This window comes from Pseudoxanthomonas daejeonensis (assembly GCF_010093205.1).
In the GTDB taxonomy this organism is placed as follows: Bacteria; Pseudomonadota; Gammaproteobacteria; order Xanthomonadales; family Xanthomonadaceae; genus Pseudoxanthomonas; species Pseudoxanthomonas daejeonensis.
Window position 1 is genome coordinate 43,680 of the sequence record NZ_PDWN01000001.1, and the last position, 16,849, is coordinate 60,528.

12 protein-coding genes are annotated in these 16,849 nt (G+C 70.0%); 4 read left to right on the plus strand and 8 right to left on the minus strand.

Annotated features, from left to right (window positions below; translation table 11 throughout):
- Positions 1–27 precede the first annotated feature (27 nt).
- From mdoH to acs, 3 genes are all read right to left on the minus strand, one after another.
- Positions 28–1,938 carry a glucans biosynthesis glucosyltransferase MdoH gene (gene mdoH, locus CSC65_RS00210; protein ID WP_162407957.1) on the minus strand — a complete coding sequence of 637 codons (1,911 nt, stop codon included), beginning with the start codon at positions 1,936–1,938 and terminating at the stop codon, positions 28–30.
- A gap of 231 nt (positions 1,939–2,169) precedes the next feature.
- Positions 2,170–2,838 carry a response regulator transcription factor gene (locus CSC65_RS00215; protein ID WP_162407958.1) on the minus strand — a complete coding sequence of 223 codons (669 nt, stop codon included), beginning with the start codon at positions 2,836–2,838 and terminating at the stop codon, positions 2,170–2,172.
- A 25-nt stretch (positions 2,839–2,863) separates the two neighbouring features.
- A complete protein-coding gene (acs, locus tag CSC65_RS00220; protein ID WP_162407959.1) occupies positions 2,864–4,807 on the minus strand; it encodes an acetate--CoA ligase in 1,944 nt (647 codons plus the stop codon).
- Positions 4,808–5,133: 326 nt separating this feature from the next.
- Between acs and CSC65_RS00225 the strand changes: the two genes are divergently transcribed.
- Both CSC65_RS00225 and CSC65_RS00230 read left to right on the plus strand, forming a co-directional pair.
- Complete coding sequence (locus tag CSC65_RS00225) at positions 5,134–6,534, plus strand: DcaP family trimeric outer membrane transporter (protein WP_162407960.1); 1,401 nt, start codon at positions 5,134–5,136, stop codon at positions 6,532–6,534.
- Positions 6,535–6,548: 14 nt separating this feature from the next.
- Positions 6,549–8,210, plus strand: a complete 1,662-nt coding sequence (locus tag CSC65_RS00230) for an MFS transporter (RefSeq protein ID WP_162407961.1) — start codon at positions 6,549–6,551, stop codon at positions 8,208–8,210.
- Positions 8,211–8,315: 105 nt separating this feature from the next.
- Here the strand turns inward: CSC65_RS00230 and CSC65_RS00235 are convergent, their stop codons facing one another.
- From CSC65_RS00235 to def, 5 genes are all read right to left on the minus strand, one after another.
- The gene (locus CSC65_RS00235) at positions 8,316–9,581 is read right to left on the minus strand and encodes an O-antigen ligase family protein (RefSeq protein WP_162407962.1); all 1,266 of its coding nucleotides are present in this window, start codon (positions 9,579–9,581) and stop codon (positions 8,316–8,318) included.
- A gap of 72 nt (positions 9,582–9,653) precedes the next feature.
- Complete coding sequence (locus tag CSC65_RS00240; protein ID WP_162407963.1) at positions 9,654–11,381, minus strand: ArnT family glycosyltransferase; 1,728 nt, start codon at positions 11,379–11,381, stop codon at positions 9,654–9,656.
- A 22-nt stretch (positions 11,382–11,403) separates the two neighbouring features.
- Positions 11,404–12,702 (minus strand): 16S rRNA (cytosine(967)-C(5))-methyltransferase RsmB, encoded by a 1,299-nt coding sequence (gene rsmB / locus CSC65_RS00245; protein ID WP_425501288.1) that lies wholly within the window; start codon positions 12,700–12,702, stop codon positions 11,404–11,406.
- 80 nt (positions 12,703–12,782) lie between these two features.
- The gene (gene fmt, locus CSC65_RS00250; protein WP_162407964.1) at positions 12,783–13,712 is read right to left on the minus strand and encodes a methionyl-tRNA formyltransferase; all 930 of its coding nucleotides are present in this window, start codon (positions 13,710–13,712) and stop codon (positions 12,783–12,785) included.
- Between the two features lie 119 nt (positions 13,713–13,831).
- Positions 13,832–14,344, minus strand: a complete 513-nt coding sequence (gene def, locus CSC65_RS00255; protein WP_162407965.1) for a peptide deformylase — start codon at positions 14,342–14,344, stop codon at positions 13,832–13,834.
- Positions 14,345–14,477: 133 nt separating this feature from the next.
- On the opposite strand from def, the gene CSC65_RS00260 reads away from it, so the two are divergent.
- Together CSC65_RS00260 and dprA are read left to right on the plus strand one after the other, a co-directional pair.
- Positions 14,478–15,599 carry a LysM peptidoglycan-binding domain-containing protein gene (locus tag CSC65_RS00260; protein WP_162407966.1) on the plus strand — a complete coding sequence of 374 codons (1,122 nt, stop codon included), beginning with the start codon at positions 14,478–14,480 and terminating at the stop codon, positions 15,597–15,599.
- A gap of 75 nt (positions 15,600–15,674) precedes the next feature.
- Positions 15,675–16,790, plus strand: a complete 1,116-nt coding sequence (gene dprA, locus CSC65_RS00265; protein WP_162407967.1) for a DNA-processing protein DprA — start codon at positions 15,675–15,677, stop codon at positions 16,788–16,790.
- Positions 16,791–16,849: the final 59 nt, after the last annotated feature.

Sequence of the window (16,849 nt, forward strand, 5' to 3'; positions counted from 1 at the left end):
CCATCCTTCCCCGTGGGACAGCCGGCATTATGCCTGCGGGGGCGTGGCCATCGCGCGCAGCTCGGTGGCCCGGCGCAGCACCGGTGGCGGCTCCAGTTCCTCGGGGATGCACAGGATGCGGTGGCGGCGCAGCCAGCGACCCGGTGTGCGCGCGGAGGTGATCCACACGGTCGGGATCGCCAGGATCATGCCCACCACCACCGGCGCCATCCACAGCGCCAGGCCCGGCGACACGGCCCAGGCCAGCGCCCCCATGAACAGGCCGAACAGGCTCAGGCCGGCATAGCTGCGCACCAGGCTGGACAGCGGCACGCTGCCGTCGTCGCGGCGTTGCGCCTCCCAGCCCGAGTCGCGCCCGGCCAGCACCTCGGCCACGCCGCGCGATTGCCGGTACATCACGATCGGCGCCATCAGCGCAGCCAGCAGGCTCTCGATGAGCACGCCGATGAAAGCCCGCCCGGCACCGCCCGCGCCGCGACGCGCATCGGCGTCGGTCAGCATCGCCACGAAGCCGAACACCTTGGGCGCGAACAGCACGCCCATGGTCGCGGCGAACAGCCAGGCCACGCGCTCGGCGTCGCGCGCGGCCCAATAGCGCAGCGGCGAGAACCCCGGCAGCTGGAAGCCGTCCCAGACCAGGTCGGAGTTGTAGAGCGGGATGGCCAGGCCCACCAGCATCAGCATCGCCCACATCGGCGCGGTGAAGTAATGGCCGATGCCGACCATCATGTGCATGCGGCTGATCCAGTGCAGGCCGGCGCTGCCGACGACCTTGCCGTGCTGCAGGTTGCCCTGGCACCAGCGGCGGTCGCGCACCAGCAGGTCGGTGAGCGAGGGCGGTCCTTCCTCGTAGCTGCCGTCCAGCTGCGGCACCAGGTGGATGGCCCAGCCGCCGCGGCGCATCAGCGCGGCCTCGACGAAATCGTGGCTCAGCACATGGCCGCCGAACGGCTGCCGCCCCGGCAGCTCCGGCAGGCCGGCGTGTTCGGCGAAGGCGCGGGTGCGCAGCATCGCGTTGTGGCCCCAGTAGTTGCCCTCGCTGCCATGCCACCAGGTGACGCCACGCGCGATCACCGGCCCGTACACGTGGCCGCCGAACTGCTGCATCCGCGCGAACAGGGTCTGGCCGTTGACCACGCGCGGCAGCGTCTGCAGCACGCCCACGCCCGGATGGTGCTCCAGCGCCGAGGCCAGCCGCACCAGGGTGGAACCGCTCATCACGCTGTCCGCGTCGAGGATCAGCATCTGCGGATAGGCGCCGCCGAAGCGCTGCACCCACTCGGCGATGTTGCCGGCCTTGCGCCCGGTGTTGTCGGTACGGCGGCGATAGAACAGGTGGCCGTGGGCGCCGGTGCGCTCCAGCAAAGCGGCGAATTCCTCGAGCTCGGCCTTGGCAACCTCCTCGCGGCGGCTGTCGCTGAGCACGAAGAAATCGAAGGCGTGCAGCTGGCCGGTGGCGGCCACCGATTCGTACACCGCCTGCAGTCCCGCCATGATCCGCGCCGGATCCTCGTGGTAGGTCGGCATCAGCAGGGCGGTGCGCACGCCGGGCACGGGCAACGGGCTGTCGGGATCGATGCCCAGCACGTTGGCGCGCCCGGCCAGCAGCAGCACGAAGCCACAGCCGGCGCTGACGCTGGACAGTGCGATCCACGCGAACAGGGCCACGAACAGCACCAGCAGCACCCCGTCCAGCACGCTGAGCCCGCCTACGCGCAGCACCTGCAGCATGCCCATCGCCGCCACTGCGGTGAGTACGGCGGTGCTGCCGATCACCAGCAGGCGTCGCCAGCCCATCCCGCGGGGCGAGGTGGCCGGACGCGTGGCGGACAGCCGACCCTGGCGCAGGCTCTGGCCGGGCATCGGCATCGGCGACTCGGCCGAGGGAAGCCACACGGTCCCGGCTGCGTTGGATGCAACTCCTGTCGGCGCGCTCATCGCCGCGCTCTTCGGATGAGGTCGGTGGTCCTGCCAGCGGAACGAATGGATGCTGCGACCACGCGGTTTCTCCGGAGAGCGCGACGACCGTGCCCCCCAAGGCAATGGCGCGTCGCAGACCCTCTATTGTGCGGCGCATCACCGGCCTTCCCGCAAGGGGCGCCGCGGCCCGGTTCAGGCCGGTTTATCCGGTAACCGCTTCCACGCACCGGGCTCGCACGCCCGGCCGGTTCAATCCGCCTCCTGCGGCGGCACGACGACCCCGTCCGGATCGACCGCCAGGCGTCCGGCCAGCAGCACTGCCTGGGTGCGGTTGTTGACCCCGAGCTTGCGCAGCACCGCGGTCACGTGCGCCTTGATCGTCGCCTCCGACACGCCCAGGTCCCAGGCGATCTGCTTGTTGAGCCGTCCTTCGCCGAGCATCTGCAGCACGCGGAACTGCTGCGGGGTCAGTTCGCGCAGGCGCTGCGCCACGGCCTGTTCGTCGCGGTCCATCGCCGGCGCGGCGGCCGCGGCGGCCGGCGCCCAGCGCTCGCCGTCGAGCACCAGGCCGACCGCCTCGCCGATGGTGTCCGAATCGGCCGACTTGGGGATGAAGCCGAGCGCGCCGTGGTCCAGCGCGCGGCGCATGACGCTCGGTTCCTCGCGGGCCGAGACCACCACCACCGGCAACTGCGGATGCAGCGCGCGCAAATGCACCAGCGCGCTGAACCCGTGCGCGCCGGGCATGTTGAGGTCCATCAGCAGCAGGTCCGCGTCCGGGTGCGCTTCGACCAGCCCATACAGCGCGTCGACGCTGTCGGCTTCGTGCAGGGTCGCTGCCGGCAGGATCCGCTGCACCGCGCCGCGCAGGGCTTCGCGGAACAGCGGATGGTCGTCGGCGATCAGGATCGTGGACATTCGGTGTTGCGTTCCAGCGGAGGGGTCATTTCACCTTGCGTTCGTTGACCAGCGACTCGACGACCGACGGATCGGCCAGGGTCGAGGTGTCGCCAAGCTGGTCCGGCGCATTCTCTGCGATCTTGCGCAGGATCCGGCGCATGATCTTGCCCGATCGGGTCTTCGGCAGGCCCGGCGCCCATTGCAGGTGGTCGGGCGTGGCGATCGGGCCGATCTCCTTGCGCACCCAGGCCACCAGTTCCTTCTGCAGCTCGTCGCTCTGCGCCTCGCCGACCTTGAGGGTCACGTAGGCGTAGATGCCCTGGCCCTTGATGTCGTGCGGGAAGCCGACCACCGCCGCTTCGGCCACCTTCGGATGCGAGACCAGCGCGCTCTCCACCTCGGCGGTGCCGATGCGATGGCCGGAGACATTGATGACGTCGTCCACGCGGCCGGTGATCCAGTAGTAGCCGTCGCCGTCGCGGCGGCAACCGTCGCCGGTGAAGTAGGTGCCCGGGTAGGTGCGGAAATAGGTGTCGATGAAGCGCTGGTGGTCGCCGTAGACCGTGCGCATCTGTCCTGGCCAGGAATCGAGCAGGACCAGGTTGCCTTCGGCAGCGCCCTCCAGGTGATCGCCATTGGCGTCGACCAGCGCCGGCTGCACGCCGAAGAACGGCAGCGAGGCCGAGCCGGGCTTGAGGTCGGTGGCGCCGGGCAGCGGCGAGATCAGGATGCCGCCGGTCTCGGTCTGCCACCAGGTATCGACCACCGGGCAACGGGCATCGCCGACCACGTCGTAGTACCAGCGCCATGCCTCGGGATTGATCGGCTCGCCGACACTGCCGAGCAGGCGCAGCGAGGCGCGCGAGGCCTTCTTCACCGGCGCCTCGCCCTCGCGCATCAGCGCGCGGATCGCGGTCGGGGCGGTGTAGAAGATGGTGACCTGGTGCTTGTCGATCACTTCCCAGAAGCGCGACACGCTCGGGTAGTTGGGCACGCCCTCGAACACCACCGAGGTGGCGCCGTTGGCCAGCGGCCCGTAGACGATGTAGCTGTGGCCGGTGACCCAGCCCACGTCGGCGGTGCACCAGTAGATGTCGTCCTCGCGCAGGTCGAACACCGACTCGTGGGTATAGGCCGCGAACAACAGGTAGCCGGCGGTGGTGTGCAGCACGCCCTTGGGCTTGCCGGTCGAGCCGGACGTGTAAAGGATGAAGAGCGGGTCCTCGGCGTTCATCCGCTCCGGTTCGCACTGCGCCGGCTGGCCTTCGACCACATCGTGGAACCAGCGGTCGCGCGGGGCCTGCATGTCCACCGCGCCGCCGGTGTGGCGCACCACCAGCACGGTCTCGACGGTATTGGTGCCGGGCAGCTTCAGCGCGGCGTCGACATTGGCCTTGAGCGGGATCTTCTTGGCCCCGCGCAGGCCTTCGTCGGCGGTGATCACCAGTTTGCTGCCGCAGTCGGCCACGCGGTCGGCGATCGAGTTCGGGGCGAAACCGCCGAACACCACCGAGTGGATCGCGCCGATGCGGGCGCAGGCCAGCATCGCCACCACCGCGTCGGGGATCATCGGCAGGTAGATGGTCACCCGGTCGCCCTTGGTCACGCCCAGGTTGCGCAGCGCATTGCCGAGGCGGCACACGCGCTCGTACAGCTCGCGATAGGTGACTTTCTGCGCTGGCGCATCCGGGCTGTCGGGCTCGAACAGCAGCGCGGTCTTGTCGCCGCGCTGCGCCAGCTGCCGGTCCAGGCAGTTGACCGACGCATTGAGCTCGCCATCGGCGAACCAGCGGATGTGGAAGTCATCCAGTGCGTAGCTGACGTCCTTGATCACGGTCGGCTCGCGGAACCAGTCCAGGCGGGTGGCGGCCTTGCGCCAGAAACCCTCCGGATCCTGCACCGATTCGCGATACAGGCGTTCGTAGTCGTCCTTGCCGATGCGCGCGTGCGCGGCGAACTCGGGCTTGACGGGATACAGGTCGGACATGGCGTCTCCCTCCGAAAGATGCCGGGTGACCGGCCGCGCGGGGCGTGGCGATCACGACTGATGGATCGACAGTCTGACGCATCCACCGTGACGCATTGCAGCAGCATGGCTAAGACCTTGGTCGAAGGCGGGCCACCGCGGAGCGGTCGCAACGGCATGCACGCCCCGCAACTGCGGGCCCGGGTCGACGTCGCCGGGCCGGATTCGACTAATGGCGAATAGGCGCTCCCCGCGGCCATGCGCAGTCTGCGGTCACCGGCCGCGCGCCCAGCGTGGCCGCTCGTCGCTTCGCTGCAGGCGCCACCCAACGAGGGAGAGAGGGGCAAATGAACAAGCATCCATCCAGATTGCTGCGACGGCCATTGGCCGTGGCACTGCTGGTCGCTCTGGTGGCGCCGGGCGCCGCGTTCGCGCAGACCGCGCGCGAGAAGGCGCTGGAGGCCCGCGTGGCCGAGCTCGAACGCCAGGTCCAGCTGCTCGTCTCCGGACAGCAGACCCAGCAGACCCAGATCAGCGAGACGCAGACCCAGATCACCGAGGTCAAGACCGCCACCGCGGCGACGGCGGCCGCACCGGCCGATGGCAAGCCTAAGATCCAGACCGCGCCGATCCTGCCCGCCGGAAACCCGGGCAGCGTCTTCACCTACGGCGGCTTCATCAAGCTCGATGCGATGGTCACCGACACCAGCGACGGCCGCATCGCGGACGGGTCCTCCGGCCGCATGTTCTACGTGCCCAGCACCATCCCGGTGGGCGGGCCGGCCGCCGATGGCGGCGACCCGTACACCGATTTCCACGCCCAGTTCTCGCGCTTCTGGCTGAGCGCCGACCACGTCACCGAGGGCGGCGACAAGCTCAAGGGCTTCGTGGAAATGGATTTCTTCGGCGGCGGCAGCAACGCGCTGGCCGGCAACGAGATCGCCACCAATACCTACGCCGTCACCCTGCGCCAGGCTTACGTGAGCTGGAACAAGTGGCTGGCCGGCCAGACCTGGTCCAACTTCCAGGACACCGCCGCCCTGCCCGATGCGGTCGACTTCGTCGGCGTCACCGACGGCACCGTGTTCGTGCGCCAGGCGCAGGTGCGCTACACCAGTGGTCCCTGGTCGGTCGCGCTGGAGAACCCGAACACCACGATGCAGGCCTACGCGCCGAATGCGGCCGCGGCCGGCGCGCGCACCACCACCGGCGACAACAACGTCCCGGACCTGACCGCGCGCTACAACATGAAGGGCGACTGGGGCCACTTCTCCGTCGCCGGCCTGCTGCGCCAGTTCAAGTCCGGCGACAACACCGACAGCGGCGGCGCGGTCAGCGTCTCGGGCAAGTTCAACCTCGGCGACAGCGACGACATCCGCTACATGGGCAACTACGGCAGCGGCATCGGACGCTACATGGCCTTCGGCCTGGGCAGCGACGTGATGCAGGACGCCAGTGGCGACATCGAGGCGATGAACGGCTGGGGCGGCTTCGTGGCCTGGCGCCATGTCTTCAACCCGAAGCTGCGCGGCAACCTGATGTATTCGGCCGCCGCCTTCGACAACGACGTCGCCCTGGTCGGCTGGGGCGTGACCGAGCGTTCGCAGTCCTACCACGCCAACCTGATCTATTCGCCGCTGCCCAAGCTGGACATCGGCGCGGAGATCGGCTGGGGCCAACGTTCGCTCGAGGATGATCGCGAAGGCGACCTCAAGCGCGTCCAGACACACGTCAAATACAGCTTCTGAGGGAGGGGATCCACATGAGCGCAACCACGCACCATCATTCGCCGCAGGGCGAAATCGGCAAGGGCCACAAGAAGGTCATTTTCGCCTCGAGCCTGGGCACGGTCTTCGAGTGGTACGACTTCTACCTGTACGGTTCGCTGGCGGCGATCATCGCCAAGCAGTTCTTCAGCGGGGTCAACGAGACCACCGGCTTCATCTTCGCCCTGCTCGCGTTCGCCGCCGGTTTCGCGGTGCGTCCGTTCGGCGCGGCGTTCTTCGGCAGCCTCGGCGACCGCATCGGCCGCAAGTACACGTTCCTGGTCACCATCGTGCTGATGGGCACGTCGACCTTCCTGGTCGGCATCCTGCCCTCCTACGCCACCATCGGCATCGCCGCACCGATCATCCTGATCGCGCTACGCCTCGCGCAGGGCCTGGCACTGGGCGGCGAGTACGGCGGCGCGGCCACCTACGTGGCCGAGCACGCGCCGGACGGCAAACGCGGCCTGTACACCAGCTTCATCCAGACCACCGCCACGCTCGGCCTGTTCCTGTCGCTGCTGGTGATCCTGGCCTGCCGCCTGACCCTGGGCACCGAGGCGTTCGAGGCCTGGGGCTGGCGCATCCCGTTCCTGGTGTCGATCGTGCTGCTCGGCATCTCGGTGTGGATCCGCCTGCAACTGTCCGAATCGCCGCTGTTCCAGCAGATGAAGTCGGAAGGCAAGGGCTCCAAGCAGCCGTTCCGTGATTCGATCAAGGGCGGCAACCTGAGGCTGATGCTGCTGGTCCTGCTCGGCGCCACCGCCGGCCAGGCCGTGGTCTGGTACGGCGGCCAGTTCTACTCGCTGTTCTTCCTGACCCAGGCGCTCAAGGTCGACGGCACCACCGCCAACCTGCTGATCGCCGCCGCGCTGGTGCTGGGCACGCCGTTCTTCATCGTGTTCGGCTGGCTGTCCGACAAGATCGGCCGCAAGAAGATCATCCTCGTCGGCTGCGCGCTGGCGGCGTTGACCTACTTCCCGATCTTCAAGGGCCTTACCCACTTCGCCAACCCGGCGATCGAGGAAGCCCGCCAGAGCGCGCCGGCCACGGTCCACGCCGACCCGAACACCTGTTCGTTCCAGTTCGACCCGATCGGCAAGAAGGTGTTCACCAACTCGTGCGATGTCGCTGCGGCCGCGCTGGCCAAGGCCGGCGTCCCGTACGAGATCGTGCCGGTCCCGGCCGGCTCCGTGGCCCGGATCAGCATCGGCGGTACCGACGTCGAGGCCTACGATGCGGCGGGCCTGTCCAAGGACGAGGTCAAGAGCAAGGCCGACGCGTTCACCAAGCTGCTGAAGAGCACGCTCGGCGCGGCCGGCTACCCGGAGAAGGCCGACCCGGCGCGCATCAACATCCCGGCGACGCTGTTCCTGCTGTGGGTGCTGGTGATCTACGTGACCATGGTCTACGGCCCGATCGCCGCCTACCTGGTCGAGCTGTTCCCGACCCGGATCCGCTACACCTCGATGTCGCTGCCGTACCACATCGGCAACGGCTGGTTCGGCGGCTTCCTGCCGACCATCTCCTTCGCCCTGGTGGCAACCACCGGCAACATGTACTTCGGCCTGTGGTACCCGATCGCGATCGCGGTGATGACCGTGGTGATCGGCGGCCTGTTCCTGCACGAGACCAAGGACGTCGACATCTCGAAGTAACCCTCCCCCCGCCGGCGGCAACGCCGGCACCCCCGGCGCCGGCCCTCCCAGGGCCGGCGCTTTCTTTTTCGGGGCGTGGCAGCGGCCGCGCCGACCGATCCGGCATCAGGCCGTGTCGTTACGACCCGGCCTAGACGGCCAACGGGCCTCGCGCAATGCCAGGCCCAGCAGCAGGCCGCCGAAGGCGGCGTAGACGCTGGCGGTGGTCTGGTGAGCGAACATCGACTGGGTGAGGCCACTGAGTACGAACACCAGCACCAGCATCGCCCCGGCCGAGGCCGAGCCGCGCAGGCGGCCTGCCTTCACTCCGCGGCGTAAGCGCAGGAACAGCCACAACGGGACGCCGTACAGCATCGCCAGCGCCACTACGCCGGGAATGCCCATGGTCGCGGCCCACTCGGCGAGGTCGTTGTGTGCATGGCCGAGGTGGCAGCGCTCGACGTGGCGCTCGGTGTCGTGCTGGCAGGCCGGCAGCCGCTGCATCGCCCGGTCGAACTCGCCGAAGCCCACGCCCGTCCACGGCGCAGCGAAGAATGCCTCGCCAGCGACCTGCAGCCGTTCCAGGCGCGCGCCCGCGGAGGAGTTGTGGTCGCCGCGGTCCATCCGCTCCAGGTCCTGGCGCAACTCGGTCAACCGCATCTGCTGGGTCAGTGCCGGAACCGAAGCGACCAGGACGATACCGGCGGCCACCACCGCCCCCAGCAGGATGCTGCGGCTGCGAGGGCTGCGCCACCCGCTGCCCAGCACCAGCACCAGCAACAGCAACAACATTCCCGGCCAGGCCCCGCGCGTGCCGCTGAGCAGGATCGCCAGCACGCCCAGCGCCAGCCCGAACCCGGACCAGTGCCAGCTGCGCGGCGGCCGGCAGAACACCGCCAGCACCATCAGCACCAGGACCACGTCGGCGAAGACGATTTCGTTGAGCCAGCCGCCCGCGCGGACAGCCCCCGCCAGCACCTGGGTCAGGGCGAGCGCCGCGGCGGCCATCAATCCCACCAGCGAACCGCGCCACAGCAGGTCCCGCGGCGGCTGCAGCGCCCACGCCCAGGCCATGACCCAGGGCAGCACCAGCAGGCGATCGCGTTCGTCGATGCCCTGGGTGGTGTCCAGCATCAGGGCCGAAGCCATCGCCACCAGTACCGGGACGATGCCCGCCAACGCCACCAGCACCCACGGCCAGCCGATCTCCCGCGTCGCCCGGGCCACCCGCAGCGGGACCAGCAGGGTCGAAGCCAGCAGCAGCAGGCCGAATGGCAACAAGCCCTTGGGTATGGCCAGGGTCAGCGCCGGAAGGCACCAGACCCCCAGTGCGGCACAGGCCCGAGCCCAGCGCAGCCTCCGACCCTCTTGATTGTCCAACCGTTCGTTCATCGCGATCCCGCGCCAGGTACGACGCCTCTTCCCCTGCTTTCCCGGAACACTCACTAAGCCGGCGAACCCTGCCTAGTCCGTCTCGCGTCCCTGCACGGCATCGGCCCGCGCCCGCTCTTCTTGCGTGGCCGTGCATTCTCCCGCTACCGCACCCGGCGGCACCAGCCACCAGCGGCGGCGGTTGGAGATACCGGCCAGTTCGATCCGTTGCCGGTCGATGCAGCCTTCCAGTGCATCTTGCTGGACCAGCAGCCAGCGACCGGGCGCCTGCGCCTGCCAGGCCGCGCCGCGATCGAGCTGGACCTCCCAGGACTGTTTGAAGCCGAAGTCCACCACCGGGCGGTCCGCCATGAGCATGTTCTGCTCCTTCCAGGCGACCAGGCCCAACTCGGCGTCCGGGCCGATCCGGCGACCCGCGTCGGCCATCACTCCGCGCGCGGAACTCGCGTCGTTCAGGGCCTGGTAACCGACCAGGCTGAAGGCCACCCACAGGCCCGCCAGCGTGGCGAAGAGCGCCACCACCGCGCGCCGACGGAAAGCCAGCACACAGGCCAGGCCCCAGGCACCGGTCGCCAGCAGCATCCAGCCGACGGCGCGGATCGCGTCAGGATCCAGCCCGCGCTGCTCCTCCATCCTCACCACCAGCGAACCACTGCCGCGCAGCAGGGCGAAGCCGCCGCCCAGGAGCAGGACCACCAGCGCCAGCGACAGTGCAAGCAACAGGACCCGCGCCCAGCCCCGGCGCAGCAGCCCCGGCAGCAACGGCGCCAGCGCCAGGCACATCATCGGCAGCGCCGGCATGATGTAGACGTCGCGCTTGCCGGCGGGAATCGAAAAGAAGGCCAGGACCAGTACCCACCACGCCAGCGGCAGCAGGTAGCGCGCGTCGCGGCGTTTCAGCCGCCGCCACCAGGCCGGCAGCGCCCACGGCAACGCCAGCACCGGCGGGATCCACATCGTCAGCATCACCCCGAGGTGGTACCAGGCCGGCTGGTGGTGGTCCCAGGATTGCGAATAGCGCCGGGCGGTCTGCCGGAACAGGATGTCGTCCAGGTAGGCGCGGTATTCGGGCAGGTTCTTGGACAGGGCCACCGCGACCACCGGCACCAGCCAGATCGACACCGCCGCCAGGAACGCCAACGGCCCGAGCCAGAAGCGCGGATCGCGCACGTGCACCCTGACCCGCGGCCAGCCACGCCACGAAGCGATCGCCGCGGGCAGGATCATCAGCAGCGCGATCGCGCCCACGCCCTTGGTGATCGTGCCAAGTCCGGCGGCGAACCAGCCCAGCGCCCACCAGCGCCAGTCCGGGCCGCGCAGCAGGTGCCGCAGCAGGCCGTAGTTGGCCAGGGTGATGAAGAAGGTCACCAGCGGATCGATCTGCGCCTTCTTGGACTGCCAGGTGAACTGGAACGCGAACAGCAAAGCCCACGCCGCATACAGGCCCACCTTGCGCGTCCACAGCCGCCGGCCCAGGTCCTGCACGCACCACAGCGTGCCCAGCGCGGCCAGCAGGGACGGCAGCAGGAAGGCCACGCGCCAGTTGCCGAATACGCTGTAGAACGCCGCCTGCAGCCACATCAGCATCGGCGGCTTGTCGGAATAGAGCTCGATCCCGCGGTGCGGGAACAGCCAGTTGCCGCTCTCCACCATCTGCTTGGCGACCAGGGCGAAACGCGGCTCGTCGGCCGGCCACGGGTCGCGCAGGCCCAGCCCGGCACCGAGCACGAGCAGTGCGGTGATCCAGAACAGCCAGTTGTCGCGTGTGCGCGTGTCCGCGCTCAGGGATGGGATCGGCATGGCGGCCGATGATAACGGGCGCTCAGTCGGACTTCTGTAGGCGCGCGTAGAAGAAGCCGTCCATCCCGTCCTCGCCCGGCAGGCGCTGGCGACCGACGCCGGCGGGGTGGCCGAACGCCGCGGGCAACGGACTCGCCACCGCATCGGCGGTACGGGCCAGGAACGCGTCGACCTGGGTCGCGTTTTCCTCAGGCAGGATCGAACAGGTCGCGTACAGGAGCACGCCGCCCGGGCGCAGCAGCGGCCAGGCCGCGTCGAGCAGGCGGGCCTGGACCTGGATCAGTGCGGCGAGATCCTCCTCGCGCCGGTGCAGCAGGATGTCGGGCTGGCGCCGGACCACGCCGGTAGCCGAGCACGGCGCATCGAGCAGGATCGCATCGAAGGTGAAACCGTCCCACCACAGCGCCGGCATGGTCGCGTCGGCCACCCGCACCTGGACGCGGCCGGTCGTACCGGGTTCGTACAGGCCGGAGCGTCGCAGGTTTTCCTCGATCCTCGGTACGCGGCGCGGATCCACCTCCAGCGCCAGCAGTTCCAGCGCCGGGTCGCGCTCGAGCAGGTGCGCGGCCTTGCCGCCGGGCGCTGCACAGGCGTCCAGCACCCGCGCACCGGGCTCGGCGCCCAGTGCGTCGGCGGCCTGCTGCGCCGAGCCATCCTGCACCGCGACCAGGCCTTCGTCGAAACCGGGCAGCGCGGCCACCGGCACCGGCACTTCCAGGCACAACGCGTCGGCCAGGCGCGGATCGGTGGTGCTGGCAATGCCGGCCGCCTCGAGCCGGGCGCGGTATTCGTCGCGTGCGATCCGACTGCGGTTCACCCGCAGCCATAACGGTGCGGGCTGAGCGCTGGCAGCAAACACCTCGGGGGCCTGCGCAGGCCAAGCCGCCTCGATCCGCCCACGCAGCCAGTCTGGCCAGGCCGCGGCCGGATCGGCGGGCGCGAAGCCCTCACGCTGGGCGCGGCGCAGCAGGGCGTTGACCAGCCCGGCCTGGTGCGGACGGCCCAGCGCGCGCGCAGCTTCCACGGTGGCGGCCAACGCTGCATGCGCCGGCAGTTGCAGCGCATCGAGCTGGGCGCAACCGGCCAGCAGCAGGGCCATCAGCGGGCCGTCACCTGCCCCTGGCGGCTTCTGCAACCAGCCGCGCAAGGCCGGCGCGTAGCGATAGCGTCCCCGCAGCGCGGTGAAGGCGATCGCCTCCAGCAACGCGCGATCGCGCGGGTCGGACAGGCGCGGCAGCGTCGCCGCCAGCTCCGACTTCAGCGAACGACCGCGATGCACGACCGCATCGAGCACCTGCGCCGACAGCACGCGCACCTGCACGCCCGGGGCGCCGGCGCCTGCCAGGTGGGTCCGCTCCGGGCGCGGCGCCGGAGGCCGGCGATGGTCGGGAGGCCGAGGCGTCACCGGTCAGCCGTCCGGACCAGGTCGCGACGTGCGTTGAGCCAGTCGGCCGCGGTGATCGCCCGGCCGCCATCGCGCTGGACCACGCGCAGGCGCAGAACGCCCTGCCCGCAGGCGACATCGATGCCTTCGCGGCCGGCCGCCAACAGGGTGCCCGGCGCCGCGGCGTGGCCTGCATCCAGCGCGACCGCGCCGTGGATGCGCAGCCGCTCGCCGGCCACCATCGCTTCGGCCACCGGCCACGGATCGAAGGCGCGCACCGTCCGTGCAAGCACGCTGGCCGCTGCCGTCCAGTCCAGCCGCGCCTCGGCCTTGTCCAGCTTGTGCGCGTAGGTCGCGCCTTCCTCCGGCTGTGGCCGCGGTACCGGACGGATGCCGGCACGCAGCAGGCCCAGCCCGTCGGCGAGGACCTGCGCGCCCATCTCGGCGAGCCGGTCATGCAGCTGCCCGCCGGTTTCATCGGCGCCGATCGGGGTGGACTGGTCGAGGAGCACAGGACCGGTATCCAGCCCGGCGTCCATCTGCATGAGGCATACGCCGGTGAGCGCGTCCCCGGCCTGGATGGCACGCTGGATCGGCGCGGCGCCGCGCCAGCGCGGCAACAGCGAGGCGTGGACGTTCCAGCAGCCGGCGACAGGAATATCGAGCACCGCCTGCGGCAGGATCAGACCATAGGCCACCACCACCATCAGATCCGGTGCGAGCTCGCGCAGGGCAGCCTGGGCGGAGCGCCGGCGCAGGCTCTCCGGCTGCAGCACCGGGATGCCGCGGGCGATCGCCTCCAGCTTGACCGGCGAAGCGGACAGGCCGCGGCCACGGCCGGCCGGCCGGTCCGGCTGGGTATAGACGGCTACCACCTCGTGGTGCCTGGCGGCGGCACGCAGCGAGGGCACGGCGAAATCCGGCGTGCCGGCGAAGACGATTTTCATGCGGAAGGGGTTCGAGGGAGCGGGAAGGAGGGGACGGAGCTGCGGACGAACGTCACCGGCCTGGGCCAGGACCCGGCCCGCACCCGATGCCGTCGCGGACGGCGCCGCACCCTTCGGTCTCAGGCCGCGTGCTTGCGCGCCTTCGCCAGCTTCTTGCGCACCATCTCGCGCTTGAGCGGCGAGAGGTAGTCGACGAACAGCTTGCCTTCCAGGTGGTCCATCTCGTGCTGGATGCACACCGCCAGCAGGCCATCGGTACTGAGCTCCTGCTCGCGGCCCTGGCGATCCAGGTGGCGCACGGTAATGGCATTGGCGCGGGTCACGTCGGCGAAAATCCCGGGTACCGACAGGCAGCCTTCCTGGTAGACCTGTTCGCCATCGCGGACGGTGATCTGCGGGTTGATGAAGACCATCGGCTGGTCCTTGCCCTCGCTGACGTCGATGACCATGAAACGCAGGTGGGTATCGACCTGGCTGGCGGCCAGGCCGATGCCTGGCGCGGCATACATGGTCTCGAACATGTCGTCGAGCAGGGTCTGGAACTCCGGCGTGGTCACCTGCGCCGGGTCGACCGGCGCGGCCCGGGTACGCAGGCGCGGATCGGGAAACTCGAGGATGGGCAGCAAGGCCATGGGGGAACTCCGAGGGGGATGACCGGGACAAACCGGCCCGCCGTCGCAATTCTAGCGCGGAAGCTTGCGCAACGGCCTGAATTCTGGACTATAGTCGCCTGACCTGTTGGGGAAATCAGGCGAGAACGCAACCATGCTCACACGCCTTCGGACGGTACTTGCCGTCGCGATGATGACCGTCGCCACCTATGCTGCCGCCGTCGAGTCGCGGGGCAGTCATCCGGACACGTACGTCGTGGTCCGGGGCGACACGCTCTGGGATATTGCCGGACGCTTCCTCGGCAAGCCGTGGCTGTGGCCGGAAATCTGGCAGGCCAATCCACAGGTCGCCAATCCACACCTGATCTTTCCGGGCGACGTCCTGAGCCTGGCCTACCTGGACCGCGTCGCGGTACAGGCCGGCCCGCGCGAAGAGGCCCCGATCGGCGCGGTTCCGCTGTCGGAAATCGAGCCGTTCCTCAAGGACCTGCGCGTCACCGACGCCTTCGAGCACCTGCCCTACGTGGTCGGGTTCGAAGACAACCGCCTGCGCGGCAGCGCCGGCCAGATCGCCTACGTGAAGGGACTCGACGGCGTACAGGCCGGCCAGCGCTATATGGTGCTGCGCCCGACCGTGCGTTACGCCCTGCCGCGGCCGTTCCAGCACCTGGAGGCCGACGGCCGCCCGATGCCGCTGGACGGCGTGCTGTGGAGCCAGTACGTACCGCCGACCACCCGCAACGAAGCCCTCGGCTACGAGCTGTCCAAGGTCAATGTCGGCACGGTCACCCGCGCCTCGGGCACCGGCGGCGTCGAAGTGGCCACGTTGAGCCTGGAGGACAGTGGTCACGAGGTCCGTGCCGGCGACCGCGTGGTCCCGGTCGAGGCGCAGGCCTACGACCTGCAGTTCTTCCCGCATCCGCCGGCTTCGCAACCGGCCGATGTCAGCGTGCTGGCCGTTGCCGTCAGCGCCACCGCCGGTGGCCCGCGTGACGTCATCGCGATCTCCGCCGGCCGTCTGGACGGCATCGACAACGGCACCGTCTTCTCGCTGTGGCGGCCGGGCCGCCACATCAACGACCGCGTGAACGGTGCCCGCACCTCGCGCATGGACGACCAGTTCACCGGCAACGGCAGCACGGTCGCCCTGCCGGAGGAGTACGCCGCCCATGCGATGGTGTTCCGCACCTTCGACAAGGTGAGCTATGCGCTGGTGATGGACGGGACCAAGCCGGTCCGGGTCGGTTTCCAGGCACGGCATCCCGACGCGCAGTAAGCGCCGGAGAATTCCTACAGCACGCGACGACGGCGCCCGAGGGCGCCGTCGTCGTTTCCGGGTAACGATCCTGCGATGCCCGCGCCCTGCCCACCCGATCCCTTGCCGCTGCTGCGACGGCTGCTGGCAGGGGAGCGTCGTGCACCGCATCGTGCGCTGCCACCCCCTGGCGGACCGGGCGATCCGGAACTGCACGCGGGGAAGGAGGCCATCCCTGCCACCGCCCTCGATCGCGCGCTGGCCTGGCTGGCGCATCCGGGCCACCACCTGATCGGCAACGACGATCCGCGCTATCCGCCGCTGCTGCGGCAGGCGCCGGATCCGCCGCTGGCCCTGTTTGTCGACGGCGACCCGGACATGCTGTGGCGACCGTCTATCGCCGTGGTCGGCAGCCGCAGCGCCAGCCCGGGCGGACGCGATACCGCCCGGCTGTTCGCCGATGCGCTGTGCCGGGCCGGGCTGGCCGTCACCAGCGGCCTGGCCGCGGGCATCGACGCCGCTGCGCACGACGCGGCGCTGGCCGCCGGCGGACTCACCGTGGCCGTGCTCGGCACCGGAGCGGACGTGCCCTACCCGCCCCGCCATGACCGCCTGCGCGATCGCATCGCCATCTCCGGTGCGGTGGTAAGCGAACACCTGCCCGGTACCCCGCCCCGCGCCTGGCACTTCCCCGGCCGCAACCGGATCATCGCCGGACTTTCGCTGGGCACCCTGGTAGTCGAGGCGGCCGTGCGCTCGGGGGCGCTGATCACCGCCCGCCTGGCCGCAGAGGCCGGGCGCGAGGTCTTCGCCATCCCCGGCTCGATCCACCTCCCCCAGGCCCGTGGCTGCCATCGCCTGATCCGCGACGGGGCCCAACTGGTCGAGCACCCGGACGAAGTTCTGGCTGGAATCGCAGCGCTGGCCGGGCGCCTGGCCACCTCCCTTGGGCCGCACGCCAGGTCCACGGACGCCCCGACGACGCGCTCCGCGAGGCCTTCATGCGCCCCCCGCGGCGACACTGTCGACCACGACAGATTGTGGGCCGCCCTCGGCTACGACCCAACCCCTATGGATCTGCTGGTCGAGCGCACCGGATTGACGACCGCCGCCCTGTCCTCCATGCTGCTGGCCATGGAACTGGATGGGCGGGTCGCGGTCGAACATGGCCGCTACGCACGCAGGTCCACCGGCGGCGACGCGATCGCCTGACCGGGGTGGCAGGCGTGGGCACTTTGCCCGTGGTTCCCCACCCCACGGCGTCCCGAACG

Coding starts and splice junctions, on each gene's coding strand:
- mdoH (WP_162407957.1), bottom strand. CDS start 1,938: ATGAGCGCGCCGACAGGAGTTGCATCCAACGCAGCCGGGACCGTGTGG.
- CSC65_RS00215 (WP_162407958.1), bottom strand. CDS start 2,838: ATGTCCACGATCCTGATCGCCGACGACCATCCGCTGTTCCGCGAAGCC.
- acs (WP_162407959.1), bottom strand. CDS start 4,807: ATGTCCGACCTGTATCCCGTCAAGCCCGAGTTCGCCGCGCACGCGCGC.
- CSC65_RS00225 (WP_162407960.1), top strand. CDS start 5,134: ATGAACAAGCATCCATCCAGATTGCTGCGACGGCCATTGGCCGTGGCA.
- CSC65_RS00230 (WP_162407961.1), top strand. CDS start 6,549: ATGAGCGCAACCACGCACCATCATTCGCCGCAGGGCGAAATCGGCAAG.
- CSC65_RS00235 (WP_162407962.1), bottom strand. CDS start 9,581: ATGAACGAACGGTTGGACAATCAAGAGGGTCGGAGGCTGCGCTGGGCT.
- CSC65_RS00240 (WP_162407963.1), bottom strand. CDS start 11,381: ATGCCGATCCCATCCCTGAGCGCGGACACGCGCACACGCGACAACTGG.
- fmt (WP_162407964.1), bottom strand. CDS start 13,712: ATGAAAATCGTCTTCGCCGGCACGCCGGATTTCGCCGTGCCCTCGCTG.
- def (WP_162407965.1), bottom strand. CDS start 14,344: ATGGCCTTGCTGCCCATCCTCGAGTTTCCCGATCCGCGCCTGCGTACC.
- CSC65_RS00260 (WP_162407966.1), top strand. CDS start 14,478: ATGCTCACACGCCTTCGGACGGTACTTGCCGTCGCGATGATGACCGTC.
- dprA (WP_162407967.1), top strand. CDS start 15,675: ATGCCCGCGCCCTGCCCACCCGATCCCTTGCCGCTGCTGCGACGGCTG.